Origin of the sequence: Burkholderia sp. Bp9031, assembly GCF_003857965.1 — a bacterium.
GTDB lineage: Bacteria > Pseudomonadota > Gammaproteobacteria > Burkholderiales > Burkholderiaceae > Burkholderia > Burkholderia ambifaria_A.
In genome coordinates, this window is the sequence record NZ_QTPW01000003.1 from 16,023 (window position 1) to 32,251 (window position 16,229).

The following is a 16,229-nucleotide window of genomic DNA, read 5'->3' on the forward strand; positions in this document are numbered from 1 at the left end:
ACAGTCCGCCGCGTGCCTCATAGGTGAGCCTTTGCGGGATCGCTATTTGCTCGGAAATTGGTCAAAGGTGAGCATTTTCGGGACCCGTCACAGCGCGAATTCGCTGAAAAGCCCACCGGGACTGGCGGAAATCTGATTTTTGCTGTGCCACTTTTTGGCACAGGTGAGACTTTTCAGGAGTCGACATACCACTGCCGCATACGCCCGGATGCCGGAAAGGTGAGGCTTTTCAGGGGATGATCGCTTGGCACAGCGGAACGCCGGCTGCACATAAGTATCGGATGCCATTGACATTTTTGATACCGAGGCGGTTACGGTGAGGTTTTTCGGGAGCGGTGTCCGCGGCCATTGGAGCGCCGCTTTTTTCTATAAGGTGAGGTTTTTCGGGAGGTCCTGCCGGTTGATCCCGCGTGTGTCGGGGATTCGTCGGTATCCGGGGTCACAGAAATCCGAGCCGGTCAGGTGAGAATATTCGGGACCAAACGGTTTCTGTGCGCTGTACAATGCGCGCCCGGCCTTGTGAAACGGCTTCGACCGACGTCACGGAGCGCCTTTTCGGCGCGGGTTTTCCGGATCCCGGACAGGGACGCGATCTTCCGGTCGACCGCGCCTGTACATGCATACAGGCCGGTGCGGGTCGATTCGCCCCGCGTCGCGACACCCGGTAGCGACCCCTGTGACGGAGCCCGGAAGTGCAGTCGTAAAATTACGACAAATCGAAAGGTGAGCCGATACGGGAGCAAATCCCGCACGTGTTGAGCACAGGCGAAAATCTGTGAATCCGCGTATCCCGCGACCCGTCTGGACGCGTCCGAAACGCTGTAAATCCGGACCGGTGAGCGTTTTCGGGAGTAGGTTGGGGTGAGCGCCGTTTTGTCCGCGCACTTCACCGGCTATGGTGAGCATGTCGTTCTGGACGCACATCACCACAGGCGCTATCCTTCCGTGAAACTTCTCCCTCCGACCCGACGCATGGCCACGAAGCGCGCCAAGAAAACCGATGTGGATGTGGTGAGTGCCAGCTCAGCCGAATTGCGCAAGGCCGTCGAGGCGATCGCAATTCAGCCGAAGAGCGGCAAGATCACGCTCCTTACCCGCAAGCTGTTCAACGTCCTGCTCGCCGTTGCGCAGCAGGCCGACGACTCGGGCGATACCTACCGCGCGCTGCTGTCGGATATCGTCGCCAACTCTGCCTTCGATTCGAACGACACCGCACTGGTGAAGGAACACCTGCGCCGCATGGTGTCGGTCCAGGTCGAATGGAGCACGGGAACGTCGAGCCAGAAGCCAGGCCGCAAGTGGGGGATCTCGACGCTGATCGCCGATGCCGAAATTCTCGAGGATCCGGCTACCCGCCGCGTGTGGGTCGAATTCTCGTTCGCACCGAAGATCAAGAAGAAGCTGCTCGACCCGGTCCAGTACGCGCGCCTCAGCCTGCAGTTTCAGAGCCAGCTGCGCAGCAGCGCCGGTCTCGCGCTCTACGAAATCTGCGTGCGCTACCTGACGAACCCGAGCCACCTGACGATGCGCGAGCCGTGGGAATGGTGGCGGCCGATCCTGTCGGGCACGCCCGATACGGAAGCCGGCGACGAGGCGAAGCGTGAGTACAAGTACTTCAAGCGCGATTATCTGCGTCCGGCGATCGCCGAGGTCAATGCGGTCACCAACATCTTCGTCGAGCTGATCGAGCATCGTGAAGGGCGACGGGTCGCGGAGATCCAGTTCCGCGTGACCGAGCGCAAGCAGCCGATGCTCGCGCTCGACGAGCATCCGAACGTGTTCGACAGTACGCTGGTCGACCGGATGGTGAAGCTCGGGATTCCGCTCAAGGAAGCGCAGACGCTTTACGCGGACAGCGAGGAAAACCGGATTCGCGCCGCGCTGCAGATGACCGAACAGCGGATGCGCAGCACGACGCTGCCGCCGGTGCGCAGCGCGCCCGCGTTGTTCAAGGATGCGCTGAAGAAGGGTTATGCGCCGCCGGTCGAGTCCGTCGACGCGTTGCCTTCCGGCACGCCTGCCGCGAAGGTCGTCGCGGCTCAGCCCGACGATCTGAAGGCACGCCTGTTGAGCGAATTCGCGGCGTTCCGCCGCAAGGAAGCGAAGGTGCTGTACGAGGAGCAGGGCGACGCGGAGCGCGAAGTGGCGCGCGAGTCGTTCGAGTCGGAAGTGTTGCCGACGATGGGCTCGCACCTGCGCGACGACTGGCGCAAGCGCGGTCTCGATTCGAAGCTGGCCGAGACGGCGTTTTTCGACTGGCTGGCCCAGAAGACCTGGGGCGAGCCGACCGACGGCGACCTGCTGTCGTTCACCCTGAATCAATCGCGGGCCGCCTGAGGCCCGTTCAGGCCCCTCTGACGGGCCGTCGCCGGCCGCCCGCCCAACCGGCGGGCCCGGTGCATCGCCAGGTCCTGCCGGCCGTCTCCATCACTCCGACAACAGCATCCGCTCGAGCTGCTCGAGGATCGCGTCGCGCTTGTCCTTCGGGAGGCCGCGCAGGCGCAGTTCGATGCGGTCTTCACCATACGACTTCAGGTCGCCGACCGACTTGCCGCCGAGCTTGATCTCGAGACGCTGCGCATAGCGTTGGCGGCCCGCCGGCTTCGGCGTCTCCTGCGCTGCGACGCGGCCTTTGACGATGTCCGAGACCTGACGCGTGCTGAGATCGTCGGACACGATCTTGTTGATCAGCCGCAGTGTCGCCTCGGTGCCGCGCGCATTGTGATAACGGCCGACCTGATACGCCATGTTCGAACCGAAGCGATCGGGGCGCGCAACCATTTCCTGCATCACGGTTTCCGGCAGTTTGCCGATCGACAGCGCAACCGCGACCGTCGACTCGTCAAGGCCGAGATGTTCGGACAGTTCCTTCTGACTCTGGAAGTGCTTGTCGTCGAGGAAGCGGCGCCACACGACGGCGTTGTCGAACACCGTCTGCGAATCGCGTTGCACGTTCAGGTCGTAGCCGAGCTTGTAGCTCTGGATCCCGATCGGCACGTCGATCACGATCGCCTTCACCGACTCCTTGTTCGCTTCCTTCAGCGCGCGCACGCGGCGCCCACCGTCGCTGACGAAGTACGTACCCGGATTGTCGTAGTCCGGAATCACGTGGATCGCCTGCTGCTGCCCCTGCTTCGCAAGGTTGACCGCGAGTTCGGCGATCGACGATTTCAGATAGAAGTGCCGCGGGTTGAACGGACTATGCTTGATCGCTTTCAGCGGCAGTTCGATCACCTGGCCGGGCGCATAGCGATTCTCGAGGCGCCACGCGCGATATTGCGGCGACTCGTCGGTCGACGGATCGAGCAGGACTTCCGGAGCTGACGGCGGCGTGATGTCCTTCTTGGCGGACTTCGTCGGGGCCGGCGTGGCCGTCTCGGACTTGACGATACCGTCGATGGCATTCAGCCGGTCAAGCGCCGTGCGCTTTTCGCTCGTCGTGATATCCGGGCGCGCTTGGAATCCTTTTGCAAATTGGGAGGGTTTCATGTGACTCCTTTATGCGCATAAAGTCAGGGCAGCATGGCGACGATTTCGTCGGCACATGCGCGGATTTCCGCGGCGGCCAGCTTGGCGCCACGGTCGTTCATCTGCAGCACGGTCTGACCGAGCGCCATCGCCTGCTTGTACGCTTCCCGGGTCGGGATTTGCGTCTTCAACAATGGGAAGCCGAGTTCCTCGAGCGCGCGCTTGAGTTCGCGGGTCAGCATGCGCTTCTCTTCGGTCTTGTTCAGCAGGAAGACGGCACGGAGGTCTTCGTTCATCACCTGCGCCTGCTGGATCAGTTTGACCAGCCCGACGCTCGACCAGTAGTCGGCCGGTGACGACGAAGTCGGGATCACGGCGATCGATGCGGCCAGCAGCACGACGCCGGAAACCTTCTCGGTGATCGACGGCGGACAATCGACGACGATGATGTCGTAGTCGTTGATGAACTTCTTGATCTCGCGATGGATTTGGCCGCCAGCTTCGGCGAGGTTGACGACAGGGAAAGGGATGCCGGCGTCGCTGTCACCGGATGCGCTCGACCAGTGAATCAGTGTGTTTTGACCGTCGGCATCGATGACGAGGACGCGCTTCCCTTTTTCATGGAACGCCGCGCCGAGGTGCATGGCAATCGTGCTTTTGCCGACGCCGCCTTTTTGTTGAGTGACTGCAATGATTTCCGCGGCCAATTTTCACTCCTGTTTTTGGTCGTTGGAATTCTACAGGACGATATTTATATTTCAATGAAATTGTCGTTCATCAACTACGCATTGGCCATTCAGGCTATGGGTTTATGCGCATAAACGGATTGGGGATGTCGGATCGGTGGAAAGGATGGAGGCGCAGGCATGGATGACGAGCGGAGGGGCTTCGCGCCGACAGCCGTTTGGGATCGTGTTCGAGATGCCGCTCGTTGCGATGTATCAGGACCTCCCCTATCGCTTGTTGAGCGAGGGCGCTGTCTCGGTGACGGTGGAGTTTGTGCGCATAAACTTCCGCCGCGCCGGCGAGCGTTTACGGTGCAGGGTCTTCGCTCGCGCCCGCGCCCGGATGACGCATTCTGCCCCGCTCGGGTCGACCTGATATCGTCGTGTGCTGCGACGAAGAGCGGGCCGTTCCACAAGTGTTTATGCGCATAAACCACCGAGAGAGAATCGGTGGCCAGCCATGAGCGGCCGTACATCGACCGACGTACAGTCGACCTTGCAGCGATGACCCGGGCGCCGTGGCGTATCGCCCCGCCGATATTCGAGGCCCCGTCGTGCACGGATCGACCGTGATATCAGTGGCCCTCCCGCTCGGGAAGCGACGGCTTTATGCGCATAAACCTAACGACGGATAAACAAGGCGGCCTGTTGATTTTCTGCAATCCGCCATAGAGGTGCGTCGTGATGCACCTGCGCTATTCCCAACCAAGACGGCCCCGGTAATCGCCCGCGCAATGCACTTTATGCGCATAAACGCAGCAGCACGCTGTGCACTTACCAGTACTACTGGTTCATCCCACGCGTCGTCCAAGTCTTCAACTTCCCCTTCGCACGCCCCCCATACCCCACCGAAACGCGCGCAACCAGACTGGCTACAATACGGGCCTCTCCCATCCTGGCCTGAATGATGATCACGATCTACCACAACCCCCGCTGCTCGAAGTCCCGTGAGACGCTCGCACTGGTCGAGACGCTGAACACCACCGGCACGCCGGTGAATGTCGTCGAGTATCTGAAGACGCCGCCGACGGTCGAGGAACTGGAAACGCTGCATCGTCAGCTTGGGCGACCCGTGCGCGACATGCTTCGCGATGGAGAGGAGCCGTACAAGGCGCTGGATCTTGCCCGCGTGAGTCTGACCGATGCGGAGGCCTACGAAGCGATTGCTGCCCATCCGATTCTGCTGCAGCGTCCGATCGTCGTGTATCGAGGCAAGGCAGCCATCGGTCGGCCGCCCGAATCGGTGCGCGCACTCTTTGAATAATTGATGTTCGGCGTATTTTTCTTATCGCATCGATCCGGCACAAGCGTGTCGGATCGACCGAATGAACCCGCGTACTGCAAATCGATCACGGTGACCGCGCTGCCGGCAGTCACGGAACAGGGTAGCCTCAACCGCTCGCCGCGGCGAGCAGGGCGTCGGATCGACGGGCCTTGTTCACGTGCTGCAACCGATCATCCTGGCCGTACTGGCAGCAGTCGCTGACCGTGATGACCCTCACCCGCCGCAGCGCCCAACCGTCGAGCGTGCCGAATCCACCCGCCGAATCCACCCGCCGAATCCACCCGCCGAATCCACCCGCCGAATCCATCCGCCGAATCCATCCGCCGCCGCCGATCGATCTTCGTCGCGACGCTGCCACCAGCACCGCATTCAATGACCGCGAGTCGCGAGTCACTTCCAGCGGCAACTCATCGACGTCGACAACGACCGCGCCCGCAGCCCTCGCCACACGCGACCTCGAACGACACCGCCAACTCAGCCCTGACCGTCTCCCGACGACGCATCCCGTTCGCTGTCCGCCCCATCCGCCGCACCCCGCCCCGCCGCCGCATGCGCAGCCGTCCGCAGCAGCGCAATCTGCCCGCGATACGCCCTGCACCCACTGCAAGCCGGCAGATGCACGCGCACCTGCATGCGTTCATACAGCGTCAAGGACCGGTCGAGCGCATCCGACAGCAGTCGCGTCACGTCCCTACATTTCCCCGGCAGCATCTTCGGTCGTCAGTCCTTTTTCGCTGAGGCAGGTGCGCAGGCGCGTGCGCGCCCGATACAGCAGCACGCTGCAATGGTTCATCGTCAACGTCAGTTCGCTGCAGATATCGGCGATCTCGACATCGAGGAATTCGCGCATCATGAACACGCGGCCGATGTGTTCCGGCAGATGATCAAGGCAGACCTGGAACAGGGACCAGAACTGCTGTTGCTGCAATAGCGTCTCGGGGCGCGGCCACGGCCGCGGCTTGGTATGCGCGTCCCAGTGCCCGTTTTCCTTGAACAGCTCGCGGTCGAGTGCGGATTCGCCATCGAGCTCCGCGTCGAGCGCGGACAGGCTCACGGTCCGCTGTCGCACGCGCAGGATGTCGATCAGCTTGTTGCGCAGGATCCCGAACACCCAGGTCTTGTGTGCGGACCGTCCCGCGAACTCGCCCGCATGCGACCACGCGGCGGTCAGCGCTTCCTGCACGGCATCCTCGGCTGCATCGGCATCGCGCAACTGGAGCCGCGCGAAGCGCAGCAGGTCGTGCCGCAGTTGTGCGAGATAGGCGGGGTCGTCGTACGCGGACGGCATGGCGGGTCAGGAGCCTTACGAAATGAAAGCGATCGCGTGTGTCACCGGGCGCGCGCGTCGCGGTGCGAGCAGCTTACTGGGCGCGACGCCGCGCTGCAACGCATGTTCCGTCACGAATTCATCAAGCCGGCCGGCGCGCTGCGCTATGCTTGCCGGAACCCTGTGTCGCGCGCCGCGAACTCGCGATGCGGGCGATCTGTAACATCAGACCTTAACGGTCAAGTTATCCACAATTTCTGTGGAAAACCTTGTGGAAAGTCGGCCGGTCGGCCCCGTGGGACGGTCCGCGGGCTGGCTTGCCTATAAACAGACCTTTATCGCCTTTCCCGAATCAATCGATCCGATTCTTCACTCACCGGAAGGAGAATGCCATGTCCTATCGTGTTGCAGTCGTCGTCGGCAGCCTGCGTCGCGGTTCCTGGAATCGCGCGCTCGCGCACGCCGTGATCTCGCTCGCCCCCGCCGATTTCTCGTTCGAATTCGTCGAGATCGGCGAACTGCCGCTTTACAGCCAGGACTACGACGCGGAATTTCCGGACGTCGCGAAGCGCTTCAAGCAGTCGATCGAAGCCGCCGACGCGCTGCTGTTCGTCACGCCCGAGTACAACCGCTCGATTCCGGGTGTGCTGAAGAACGCACTCGACTGGGGCTCGCGTCCGTGGGGGCACAACTCGTGGTCCGGCAAGCCGGGCGCGGTGCTCGGCACGTCGCCCGGCGCGGTCGGCACCGCGCTCGCGCAGCAGCACCTGCGCAACGTGCTCGCGTATCTCGACGTGAAGATGCTCGGACAGCCGGAGATGTTCATCAAGCATGACCCGGCGCGCATCGACGACCAGGGCCAGATCGTCAGCGAGGACACGCGCAAGTTCCTGCAGGGCTTCGTCGACCGCTACGTCGACTGGGTGCGCGAGCTGAAGTCGGCCTGATCGCCGCACTCTTCCCGCTGCCGGCACCGGCCCGCGTGCCGCGGATCAGGCGCCGGCATGCCGCGCATCGCGCGCTTCGCGGATGCCGAGCAGGATCTCGTCGAGCAGCGCGATGTCGAACGGCTTCGACAGCACGCGCACGTTGACGGTACGCGTGCGGTCGAGTTCCTCCGCGTAACCCGTGACCAGGATCACGGGCAGCTTTCCCGGCCGCTTGTCGATCGCTTCGGCGAGATCGATGCCGTTCAGGCGGCCCGGCATGTGGATATCCGAGATCACCAGGTCGAATGCGTCGTTCGCGGCCGCACCCTCGATCAGGCGCAGCGCGTCGTCGGCGGTGGGCGCATAGGTGACGCGGTGGCCGAGCAGCGTGATCAGCGCTTCGGTGCCGGCCGCAACTTCGCTGTTGTCTTCGACCAGCAGCACGTGCAGGCCCGCGAGCGCGCCCGTGTCGTGCGCGGCGGCCTGCGGCCGCGCGACGATGTCCTCGACGCGGGCGCGCGGCAGGTAGAGGCGCACCGACGTGCCGGCGCCGACCGCGCTGTCGATCGTCGCAAGGCCGCCCGAGCGCTCGCAGAACGCGAACACCTGCGGCAGCCCGAGCCCCGTTCCCATCCCCTGCGCCTTCGTCGTGAACAGCGGCTCGAACGCGCGCGCGAGCACGTCGGGCGCCATGCCCGAGCCCGTATCGTCGAGCGAGATCTGCACGAAGTCGCCGGCGAGCGGAAAGCCGTCCTCGCCGCGCAGCGTGACGTTGCGCGCGCCGACCGTGAAGCGGCCGCCGATCGTCATCGCGTCGCGCGCGTTGACGGCGAGGTTGATCACCGCGAGTTCGAGCTCCGCGACATCGACCCGGATCGGCCATACACCGGGTTCGATCGCGACGACCAGCAACGACTTCGAACCGAGCGACGTCTTCAGCAGTTCGCGGCACGTGCCGAGCCACTGGCCGATGTCGATCGTCTCGTTGTGCAGCGGCTGCTTGCGCGCGACGCCGAGCAACTGGCGCGTGAGCGACTGGCCGTTCTTCAGCGCGCGTTCGATTGCGCCGAGTTCCTTGTCGAGATGCTGGACGCCGCGTCGCCGCGCGATCTGCACGTTGCTCGAGATGATCATCAGCAGGTTGTTGAAGTCGTGCGCGACGCTGCCGACCAGGTTGCCGAGCGCCTGCATCTTGCGCGACTGCCGGTACGCCGATTCGATCGAGCGCCGCATCGACGCTTCCGCCTGCCAGCGATCCCACGCCTCCTCTTCCGCCTTCAGCCGCTTCAGCGACAGCCAGATCACCGACCACAGCGCGACCGACGGCGCGAACATCGAGATGAACAGCACGCTCAGGTGTTCGTACCACTCACGCCAGATCGCCGACGTGCGGTACGCACAGATCACGTATACGGGATAGCTGCCGACCTGGCGGTACGCGACGATCTCGCTGGCGCCGTCGTGGCGCACGCGCACGACGCCGGCGCGCGGATCGTTGCGCGTGTTGCCGAACGTGGCCGTGCGATCGGTGTGCGCGAGCGACGGCGGCGGCGGATACGACGCGATCACCGCGCCGTCGGAGCGCGCGAGCGCCATCGTCATCGGCGTGGCCGCGCCGCCGAGAAGGTCGCGGTAGAACGCATTGAAGTACGACGATTTCAGCGCGATCGACACCATCCCGGCGAACGACCCGTCGCTGTGGCGTCGCGCGACGCCCGTGTTGAACACGGGGATGTTCTCGAGCTTGAGCGGCCCCATCATCAGCCGCGAGACATGTTCGATGACCTTGCCGTCGCGAATGCCGGTGAAGTCGTCGCGGTTCGCGATCGACGCATAGGGCGCCGGATAGTAGAGGCTGTTCGCGAGCAGCATTCCGCTCGCGCCGAAGATCGACACCGCGGCCACCTGCGGATAGCCGCCGCCGATCGTGTTCAGCGCCTCGTGGATGTCGGATTCGTGGCGGCGCACGGTGGCGTCGTCCATGTCCTGCACGAGGTCGACGATGCGCGCATCGAGCGTTTCGCTCAGGTCGAACACCTTGAGCGCATGTTCCTCGGCCACGCGCACGGTGCGCATCGTCACGTCGCTCGCCGCGGCTTCGCGTGCCTTCAGGTCGTTGTACGCCATGACCGACACGTAGATGCACGGCAGCACGATCGCCGCGACCAGCAGCACGATCAGCGTCACGCGCCGAACCGCGAAATCGTGCTCGGGCGCGCCGGACGCATAGTTGCCGTCGTCCTGCCAGTCGTCGGCGGGCGTGGAGGCAGGTGGGCGGGAGTCGGCGGGACGTTCGGACGTCATTGAAGAAAGCGGGTCAAGCTGAGGTGTTCAATCATAAACGAGTTGCGTGCGCCCGCCGCACCCCGGCACGGACGGTCAACCTGATGATTCCGACAGGGGCAACCTGAAAGATTGAAAACGCTATGAATCCGGCAGCGCAAACGTACACAAAGAAAAATTTTGCGTGCATATCTCTAAAATGGTTGCAACTGTTTTCGGAATGCCGTGCGATTGGATCGATTCTGTTCGAAATTGTGAAAATGGCGAGTTGCACCGCCTTCGGTTTACTCAGAGAATCGCGCCTTGCTTTCCCTATGACTGATATATGCGCCCGCCGGCGTTTGCGGCGCGGTGTGTCGCGTGCCACGTGCCGCGGTGCCCGCGCGCGGCCGCACGGTGGCTGCCCGCGCTTGATTGCATGGCGCCTCAAGAAGCGCGCCGCGCGGTCGTTAACGCGAGAGAGACCATTCCGTATACCGCTTCGCCGCCATGCCTTTGCCGATCGTGATCGCCGACGATTCCTTGCTCGCTCGCAAACTTCTGACAAAGGCACTGCCGGGGGACTGGGATGTCGACGTCGCGTACGCGGCGAATGGTCGCGAGGCCCTGGCGCTCTATCGTGACGGCAAAGCTTCCGTGATGTTTCTGGACCTGACGATGCCCGACATGAGCGGCTATCAGGTGCTGGAGACACTGCGCCACGAAGATCTGAACACGTTCGTGATCGTGGTATCCGCCGATATCCAGCCGCAGGCGCAAGCACGCGTGCGCGAGCTGGGCGCGATCGCATTCGTTGCCAAGCCCGTGACGTCGGAGGCGTTGCTGCCCATTCTCAAGGAGTATGGGTGGTATGCCTGAATCGGTGTTCACGGCGGAGCAGCGCGACGCGTTGCAGGAGATCGCCAACCTCGCGATGGGCCGCGCCGCCGCACGGCTCGCGCTGCTGCTCGGACATTTCATCGAGCTGTCGGTACCGCGCGTGCGCGTCGTGAAGGCCGCCGATGCGGGCGACGCGTTGCGCGAGATGACGGGCATCCACGAGAACGTGACGGCCGTGCGCCAGGGTTTTCGTTCCGACATCAAGGGCGAGGCGATCGTGCTGTGCCGCAGCGCGGGTGTCGCGCGGCTCATGTCGCTGATGGACCGCACGTTCGGCGACGGCGCGTATGCCGGCATGGCGACGCAGGACGAACTCGTGTTCGATGTCGCGAACGTGCTGATGAGCGCGTGCGTCGCGTCGATCCTCGACGAACTCGGCCGCAAGCCCGTGTTCTTCCCGCCGGGGCTGCTCGGCGCGAACGTGTCGTTCGACGACGTGTTCCAGGCGAACGCGCTCGCATGGAGCGTCGCGCTGCTGCTCGAAGTGAATTTCGGACTCGAGGATCACGCGTTTCGCGCACATTTCGTGATGCTGATGGCCGAGGATTCGATCCGGCTGATGGGCGACGCGCTCGACGCGTTGCTGTCCGCGCTATGAACGCTATCCGCACGACCACTGCCGCCGCCGCGTCGCTGAGCGACCTCGTGATCGAACGGGTGGGCTTCGGCCTGTTCGTGCTCGACCGCGCGATGACCGTGCTGATGTGGAACCGCTTCATGCAGGACCACAGTGGCATCCCGGCTGCCGACGTGATCGGCCGCAACCTGTTTGACTGCTTTCCGACGCTGCCGCGCGCATGGCTCGAACGCAAGCTCGAGAGCGTGTTCCAGCTCGGCAGCTTCGCGTTCAGCTCGTGGGAGCAGCGGCCCTACCTGTTTCGCTTCGAGCACGATCGGCCGATTACCGGCGGCGTCGACTACATGCAGCAGGACTGCACGTTCATGCCGCTCACGCGCGGCCGCGAAGTCGAGGCCGTGTGCGTGACGATCTCGGACGTCACGCACGTGAGCGTGATGCAGCGCGAGCGCGAGGAGGCGGTCGCGAAGTTGCGCGAGCATGCGAATCGCGACGGCCTCACCGGCATCGCGAACCGGCGCTTCTTCGAAGCGCGGCTCGGTGACGAGTTCGCGCGCTGGCAGCGCTACGGCGGCGACCTGTCGGTGCTGCTGTTCGATCTCGACCACTTCAAGACGATCAACGACCGGTTCGGGCATGCGGCCGGCGATGCGGTATTGCGCGAGACGGCGCGTCGCGTCGCATCGATCGTGCGCGCACAGGATACGTTCGGCCGCTTCGGTGGCGAGGAATTCGCGCTGCTGCTGCCGTGCACGAATCTCGACGAGGCGATGAAGGTGGCCGACAAGGTGCGCGTCGCGATCGGCAGCAAGCCGGTCGATGCGGAAGGCGTCAGCGTGCCGGTGACGGCGAGCGTCGGCGGCGCATGCGCGACCGCCGGCGCGCCGGCGTGCGACGTGCTCGTCAACGAGGCCGACACCGCGCTCTATCGCGCGAAGCGGCTCGGGCGCGACCGGTCGATCGCGTACGCGTGACCGTTGCGGCGCCGCGCCGCCGCTCCCCACGCGCGATACGCGTCGTTCAGCTTTTCGCGATGTCGGCCAGCACGCCGGCCAGCACGGCCGGCTGCGACACGAACGGCGAATGGCTGCTGTCGAGCTGATGCACGTGCGTCGGGTTGCCGGGCACGAACGCGTCGGCTTCGTCGATGAAGCGCTGCTGCAGCGCGGGCAGGATCACCCGATCCGCGAGGCACTTGATGTAGTGACGGTCGATCGCGCCCCAGCGCGCGGGCGTCGTCGGGATCGCGGTCGCGAACGGCGCGGCCGGCACGTCGCAGGTCATCAGGTTCGCCACCGCCTCGAAGTCGGCCTGCGGCACGTCGTCGTACAGCGCGCGCTTTGCCAGCTCGCGATAGGCGGGTTCGCCGCTGCGCGGATCGATCCGCAGCGCGCCCGCGACGCGCGGGCTCGCCAGCATCAGCGGCCCCAGCATTTCCCCCTTGTTCTCGGGCGCGCGTACGTAGTCGAGGCCCGGCACGCCCGACGCGGGCATGAACGCCGCGAGATAGACGATCTTCGCGATCTTCTCCGGCGCGCGTTCCGCCGCGGCCGTGATCGCGAGGCCGCCCATGCTGTGCCCGACGAGCACGACCTTGCCGCGGCCGAGCGCGTACGCGTCGTCGACGGCCTGCATCACCTGCGTCGCGTAATCGTCGAGCGTGGTATTTGCGACCGGCGACGGTTCGGCGCCGAATGCGTCCTTGTCGAGCGGCCGTTCGAGATAGGACGCAGGAAAGCGGGCGTTGATGCCGTGCGCGGGCAGGTCGCGCGCGATCGACAGGTAGCCGCGCGCGGCCAGCGCGGCCGCCACGTGCGCGTAGCACCACGCACCGTGCCACGCGCCGTGCACCAGCACGAAAACCGGATGGTCGGATTGCGGGGGGGCGGTTACGTTCGTCTCCATGGTGTCCGTCTTTTTCGAGATCTAGGAAGGTGTTCATCTTAGACGAAGCCGCGCGCGTCCAAGCAGGAACGCGCGGCCCGGTCGTGCGTGGGTTCGCACAGGTCGCCGCGATGCGGCCCTTTTGTCTCGTACAGGCCACATTTCGTCCTGATCTGATTTGAATTTGCGCCGAAGCGCGCTAATTTGACGCTTTGCTCCCGATTGCGTCCCATGAACGTCGACTACCTCTTCTACCGGCGGCCGGATAAGCCTGGCCCCTATTCCCTCGACGACCTGGGCGACATCGCGCCGCCGATCGGCCCGAGCGACGTGGTGCGCGCGGGAATCGCGCGCGTGTTCGAGCAGATCGACTGGCAGGAGTCGCCAGACGTGCCGGGCGCATGGTTCGGCACGGGCGGCCCGTCGTTCCAGTTCACGGCGGAACCCGACGGGCGCGTGACGAGCTTCATGGGCTCGCGGCTCGAGCGCCGTTCGATGCTGCAGCTGACTCGCGAAATGGGGCTCATCGCGCTCGATCTGCAGCGCGACATCGTCTACGGCTGACGGGCGGCGCGACGCCGTCCTCATCGGGGCCGGCCGCGCCGGCCCGCCAGCCTGCAGGCGGCCCGCCGCGCGCGGCGCGTGTCCGCCATCGAACTTCAAAGATTGCTATACTTTCGCCCAATTCCGGCTTCCGGCCGGTAATTTGTGCCTGTCTGCGTCGATCGTTCGCATATCTCGCACGCATTTGACGCCCTGACCAACCCAGCCGGGCATGGCTTCTTCAATCGCCCCGCGTGGGTGCCTCCGTGGAGCTCGTCTTGGCCGTTTCCAATCTCGTCGTGGACGAACAAGAAACCGACGCCGCTGCCGTCACATCGGGCAGTTCTTTCTATTTGGCGATGCGCATCCTGCCGGCGGTGCAGCGCGACGCGATGTTCCAGGTCTACGCGTTCTGCCGCGCGGTCGACGACATCGCCGACAGCGACCTGCCACGCGCCGAGCGCAACGCGGGCCTCGATCGCTGGCGCGCGGACATCGACGCGTGCTTCGCCGGCCAGCCGCCGCGCCATCTGGTCGCGCTCGAGCGCGAGATCCGCGCGTTCGACCTGAAGCGCGAGGACTTCCACGCGATGATCGACGGGATGGCGATGGACGCCGCCGAAGACATTTGCGCGCCGGACGAACCGACACTCGACCTGTTTTGCGATCGCGTGGCGAGCGCGGCCGGCCGTCTGTCGGTGAGGATTTTCGGGATCCCGGAAGCGGAAGGCATCGAGTTGTCGCACCACCTCGGCCGCGCACTGCAGCTGACCAACATCCTGCGCGACATCGACGACGACGCGGCGATCAACCGCTGCTACCTGCCGCGCGAGCTGCTTGCGCGCGAAGGCATCGCGATCACCGATCCGGCGACGATCGTGCGCGACCCGGCGCTGCCGCGTGTCTGCGCGACGCTCGTCGAGCGCGCGCTTGAGCATTTCCGCGCGGCGGACGCCGTGATGGACACCTGCACGCGTGCGCAGGTCAAGGCGCCGCGCATCATGTCGGGCGCGTACCGCTGCATTCTCGAGGCCGCGATCGCGCGCGGCTTCGCCGCCCCGCGCGCGCCGCTGCGCAAGCCGAAGGCGCGCATGCTGATGATCGCCGCGCGCTACGCGCTGTTCTGAGCCGATGCCCAGAACCGTCCACGTGATCGGTGCAGGACTCGCGGGCCTGTCGGCGGCGGTCGAGCTGCAACGTCGCGGGCGGCGCATCGTGCTGCACGACGCGCATGCGCACGCGGGCGGCCGCTGCCGCTCGTGGTTCGACGGAACGCTGAACACGACGCTCGACAGCGGGCTGCATCAGGTTTTCGCGGGACAGGCCGCGACGCAGCGCTATCTGCGCGCGATCGGTGCGGCCGATCAGCTCACGGGGCCCGCGCTGCCTGAATGTCCGGTGGTCGACGTTGCTGCGCAGCAGCGCTGGACGTTGCGCTTTGGCAACGGGCGCTGGCCGTCGTGGCTGTTCGACGCCGCGTCGCGCGCGCCGGGCACCACGCCGCTCGACTATCTCGCGCTGGCCCCGCTCGCGGTCGCGCGCACCGGCCGCTCGCTTGCACAGACGATGCGATGCGACGGCGTGCTGTGGGATCGTTGGCTGCGGCCGTTTTTCCTCGGGGTGCTGAACGTCGAGCCGCGCCACGCGAGTGCGGAACTCGCGCGCGCGGCGCTGTGCGGCACGTTTGCCGCGGGCGGCCCCGGTTGCCGTCCGCTCGTCGCGCGCCACGGGCTCGGCAGTGCCTTCGTCGAACCGGCACTGCGGATGCTGCAGCACGGCGGCGCGCAGATCCGGCTGAACTCGCGGCTCGATGTGTTCGAATTCGGCGCGCACGGCAATGCGGTCGACGCGGTCACGATCGGCGGCGAGCGCGTCGATCTCGCGCCGGGCGACGCGATCGTGCTGGCCGTGCCGCCCGAGGTCGCGCAGCCGCTCGTCCCGGATCTTGCCGCGCCCGACACGTTCAGTGCAGTCGTGACCGCGTATTTCGCGGTCGACACACCGGCCGGCAGCCCGCTGCAGACGACCGTTGTCAACGGCGTCGTCGACGCGGTGCGCACCGGCGGCGGCCCGCTCGCGGCGACGATCCGTGACGCGGGGCGCTGGCTCGACATGCCGCGCGACGCGCTCGCGCGGCGCATCTGGGAAGACGTCGCGCGCGTGAGCGGCGCGAACCCGGAAACCATCCCCGCGTGGCAGCTCGTCGTCGAGCCGCGCGCGAGTTTTGCGGCGGTGCCGCCGCAGGAAATGAAACGTCCGGCCGCGCGTACGCGCTGGACCAATCTCGTGCTGGCAGGCGACTGGATTGCCACCGGCTTGCCCGCCACGATCGAGGGCGCGATCCGTTCCGGCCAGCTGGCCGCGGACGTGCTCCAGACACAGTAAGTAA

16 protein-coding genes are annotated in these 16,229 nt (G+C 65.3%); 9 read left to right on the top strand and 7 right to left on the bottom strand.

Translation table 11 applies throughout. The features are described from left to right. Positions 1-972 precede the first annotated feature (972 nt). Complete coding sequence (locus tag DIE15_RS05140; RefSeq protein ID WP_057925458.1) at positions 973-2,337, top strand: replication initiation protein; 1,365 nt, start codon at positions 973-975, stop codon at positions 2,335-2,337. A gap of 90 nt (positions 2,338-2,427) precedes the next feature. Here DIE15_RS05140 and DIE15_RS05145 read toward each other — a convergent pair whose 3' ends face one another. Beyond that, the gene (locus DIE15_RS05145; RefSeq protein WP_057925459.1) at positions 2,428-3,489 is read right to left on the bottom strand and encodes a ParB/RepB/Spo0J family partition protein; all 1,062 of its coding nucleotides are present in this window, start codon (positions 3,487-3,489) and stop codon (positions 2,428-2,430) included. Positions 3,490-3,512: 23 nt separating this feature from the next. After that, positions 3,513-4,175: a ParA family partition ATPase gene (gene parA / locus DIE15_RS05150; RefSeq protein ID WP_006751663.1), complete on the bottom strand. Its 663-nt coding sequence runs from the start codon at positions 4,173-4,175 to the stop codon at positions 3,513-3,515. Positions 4,176-5,100: 925 nt separating this feature from the next. Between parA and arsC the strand changes: the two genes are divergently transcribed. Beyond that, a complete protein-coding gene (gene arsC / locus DIE15_RS05155) occupies positions 5,101-5,457 on the top strand; it encodes an arsenate reductase (glutaredoxin) (protein ID WP_057925709.1) in 357 nt (118 codons plus the stop codon). Between the two features lie 127 nt (positions 5,458-5,584). Here the strand turns inward: arsC and DIE15_RS05160 are convergent, their stop codons facing one another. From DIE15_RS05160 to DIE15_RS05170, 3 genes are read right to left on the bottom strand one after another with little or no spacing between them, the layout of a single operon-like run. Beyond that, positions 5,585-5,926 (bottom strand): hypothetical protein, encoded by a 342-nt coding sequence (locus DIE15_RS05160; protein ID WP_124832565.1) that lies wholly within the window; start codon positions 5,924-5,926, stop codon positions 5,585-5,587. 26 nt (positions 5,927-5,952) lie between these two features. Further along, positions 5,953-6,189 carry a zf-HC2 domain-containing protein gene (locus tag DIE15_RS05165; RefSeq protein ID WP_082664634.1) on the bottom strand — a complete coding sequence of 79 codons (237 nt, stop codon included), beginning with the start codon at positions 6,187-6,189 and terminating at the stop codon, positions 5,953-5,955. Then, the gene (locus DIE15_RS05170; protein ID WP_057925462.1) at positions 6,170-6,766 is read right to left on the bottom strand and encodes an RNA polymerase factor sigma-70; all 597 of its coding nucleotides are present in this window, start codon (positions 6,764-6,766) and stop codon (positions 6,170-6,172) included. The genes DIE15_RS05165 and DIE15_RS05170 overlap by 20 nt, the downstream gene beginning before the upstream one ends. Positions 6,767-7,137: 371 nt before the next feature. On the opposite strand from DIE15_RS05170, the gene DIE15_RS05175 reads away from it, so the two are divergent. Further along, entirely contained in the window at positions 7,138-7,692 is a 555-nt protein-coding gene (locus DIE15_RS05175; protein ID WP_057925463.1) for an NADPH-dependent FMN reductase, read from the top strand. 45 nt (positions 7,693-7,737) lie between these two features. Here the strand turns inward: DIE15_RS05175 and DIE15_RS05180 are convergent, their stop codons facing one another. Further along, a complete protein-coding gene (locus tag DIE15_RS05180) occupies positions 7,738-9,978 on the bottom strand; it encodes a hybrid sensor histidine kinase/response regulator (protein WP_124832566.1) in 2,241 nt (746 codons plus the stop codon). Between the two features lie 468 nt (positions 9,979-10,446). Here DIE15_RS05180 and DIE15_RS05190 point away from each other — a divergent pair, with 468 nt between their 5' ends. From DIE15_RS05190 to DIE15_RS05200, 3 genes are read left to right on the top strand one after another with little or no spacing between them, the layout of a single operon-like run. After that, entirely contained in the window at positions 10,447-10,815 is a 369-nt protein-coding gene (locus DIE15_RS05190) for a response regulator (protein WP_124832568.1), read from the top strand. Further along, positions 10,808-11,434 carry a chemotaxis protein CheC gene (locus DIE15_RS05195; protein ID WP_057925465.1) on the top strand — a complete coding sequence of 209 codons (627 nt, stop codon included), beginning with the start codon at positions 10,808-10,810 and terminating at the stop codon, positions 11,432-11,434. Before DIE15_RS05190 ends, DIE15_RS05195 begins: the two co-directional genes overlap by 8 nt. Continuing rightward, the gene (locus tag DIE15_RS05200) at positions 11,431-12,387 is read left to right on the top strand and encodes a GGDEF domain-containing protein (RefSeq protein WP_057925466.1); all 957 of its coding nucleotides are present in this window, start codon (positions 11,431-11,433) and stop codon (positions 12,385-12,387) included. The genes DIE15_RS05195 and DIE15_RS05200 overlap by 4 nt, the downstream gene beginning before the upstream one ends. Before the next feature lie 46 nt (positions 12,388-12,433). Here the strand turns inward: DIE15_RS05200 and DIE15_RS05205 are convergent, their stop codons facing one another. Next, complete coding sequence (locus DIE15_RS05205; RefSeq protein ID WP_124832569.1) at positions 12,434-13,318, bottom strand: alpha/beta fold hydrolase; 885 nt, start codon at positions 13,316-13,318, stop codon at positions 12,434-12,436. A gap of 210 nt (positions 13,319-13,528) precedes the next feature. Between DIE15_RS05205 and DIE15_RS05210 the strand changes: the two genes are divergently transcribed. The 3 genes from DIE15_RS05210 (at position 13,529) to hpnE (ending at position 16,225) form a co-directional block, all read left to right on the top strand. After that, positions 13,529-13,861, top strand: coding sequence for a hypothetical protein (locus DIE15_RS05210; protein WP_124832570.1), 333 nt, complete (start codon positions 13,529-13,531; stop codon positions 13,859-13,861). Between the two features lie 257 nt (positions 13,862-14,118). Continuing rightward, the gene (hpnD, locus tag DIE15_RS05215; RefSeq protein WP_006757769.1) at positions 14,119-14,967 is read left to right on the top strand and encodes a presqualene diphosphate synthase HpnD; all 849 of its coding nucleotides are present in this window, start codon (positions 14,119-14,121) and stop codon (positions 14,965-14,967) included. 4 nt (positions 14,968-14,971) lie between these two features. Continuing rightward, positions 14,972-16,225, top strand: a complete 1,254-nt coding sequence (hpnE, locus tag DIE15_RS05220; RefSeq protein ID WP_057925469.1) for a hydroxysqualene dehydroxylase HpnE — start codon at positions 14,972-14,974, stop codon at positions 16,223-16,225. Positions 16,226-16,229 lie beyond the last annotated feature (4 nt).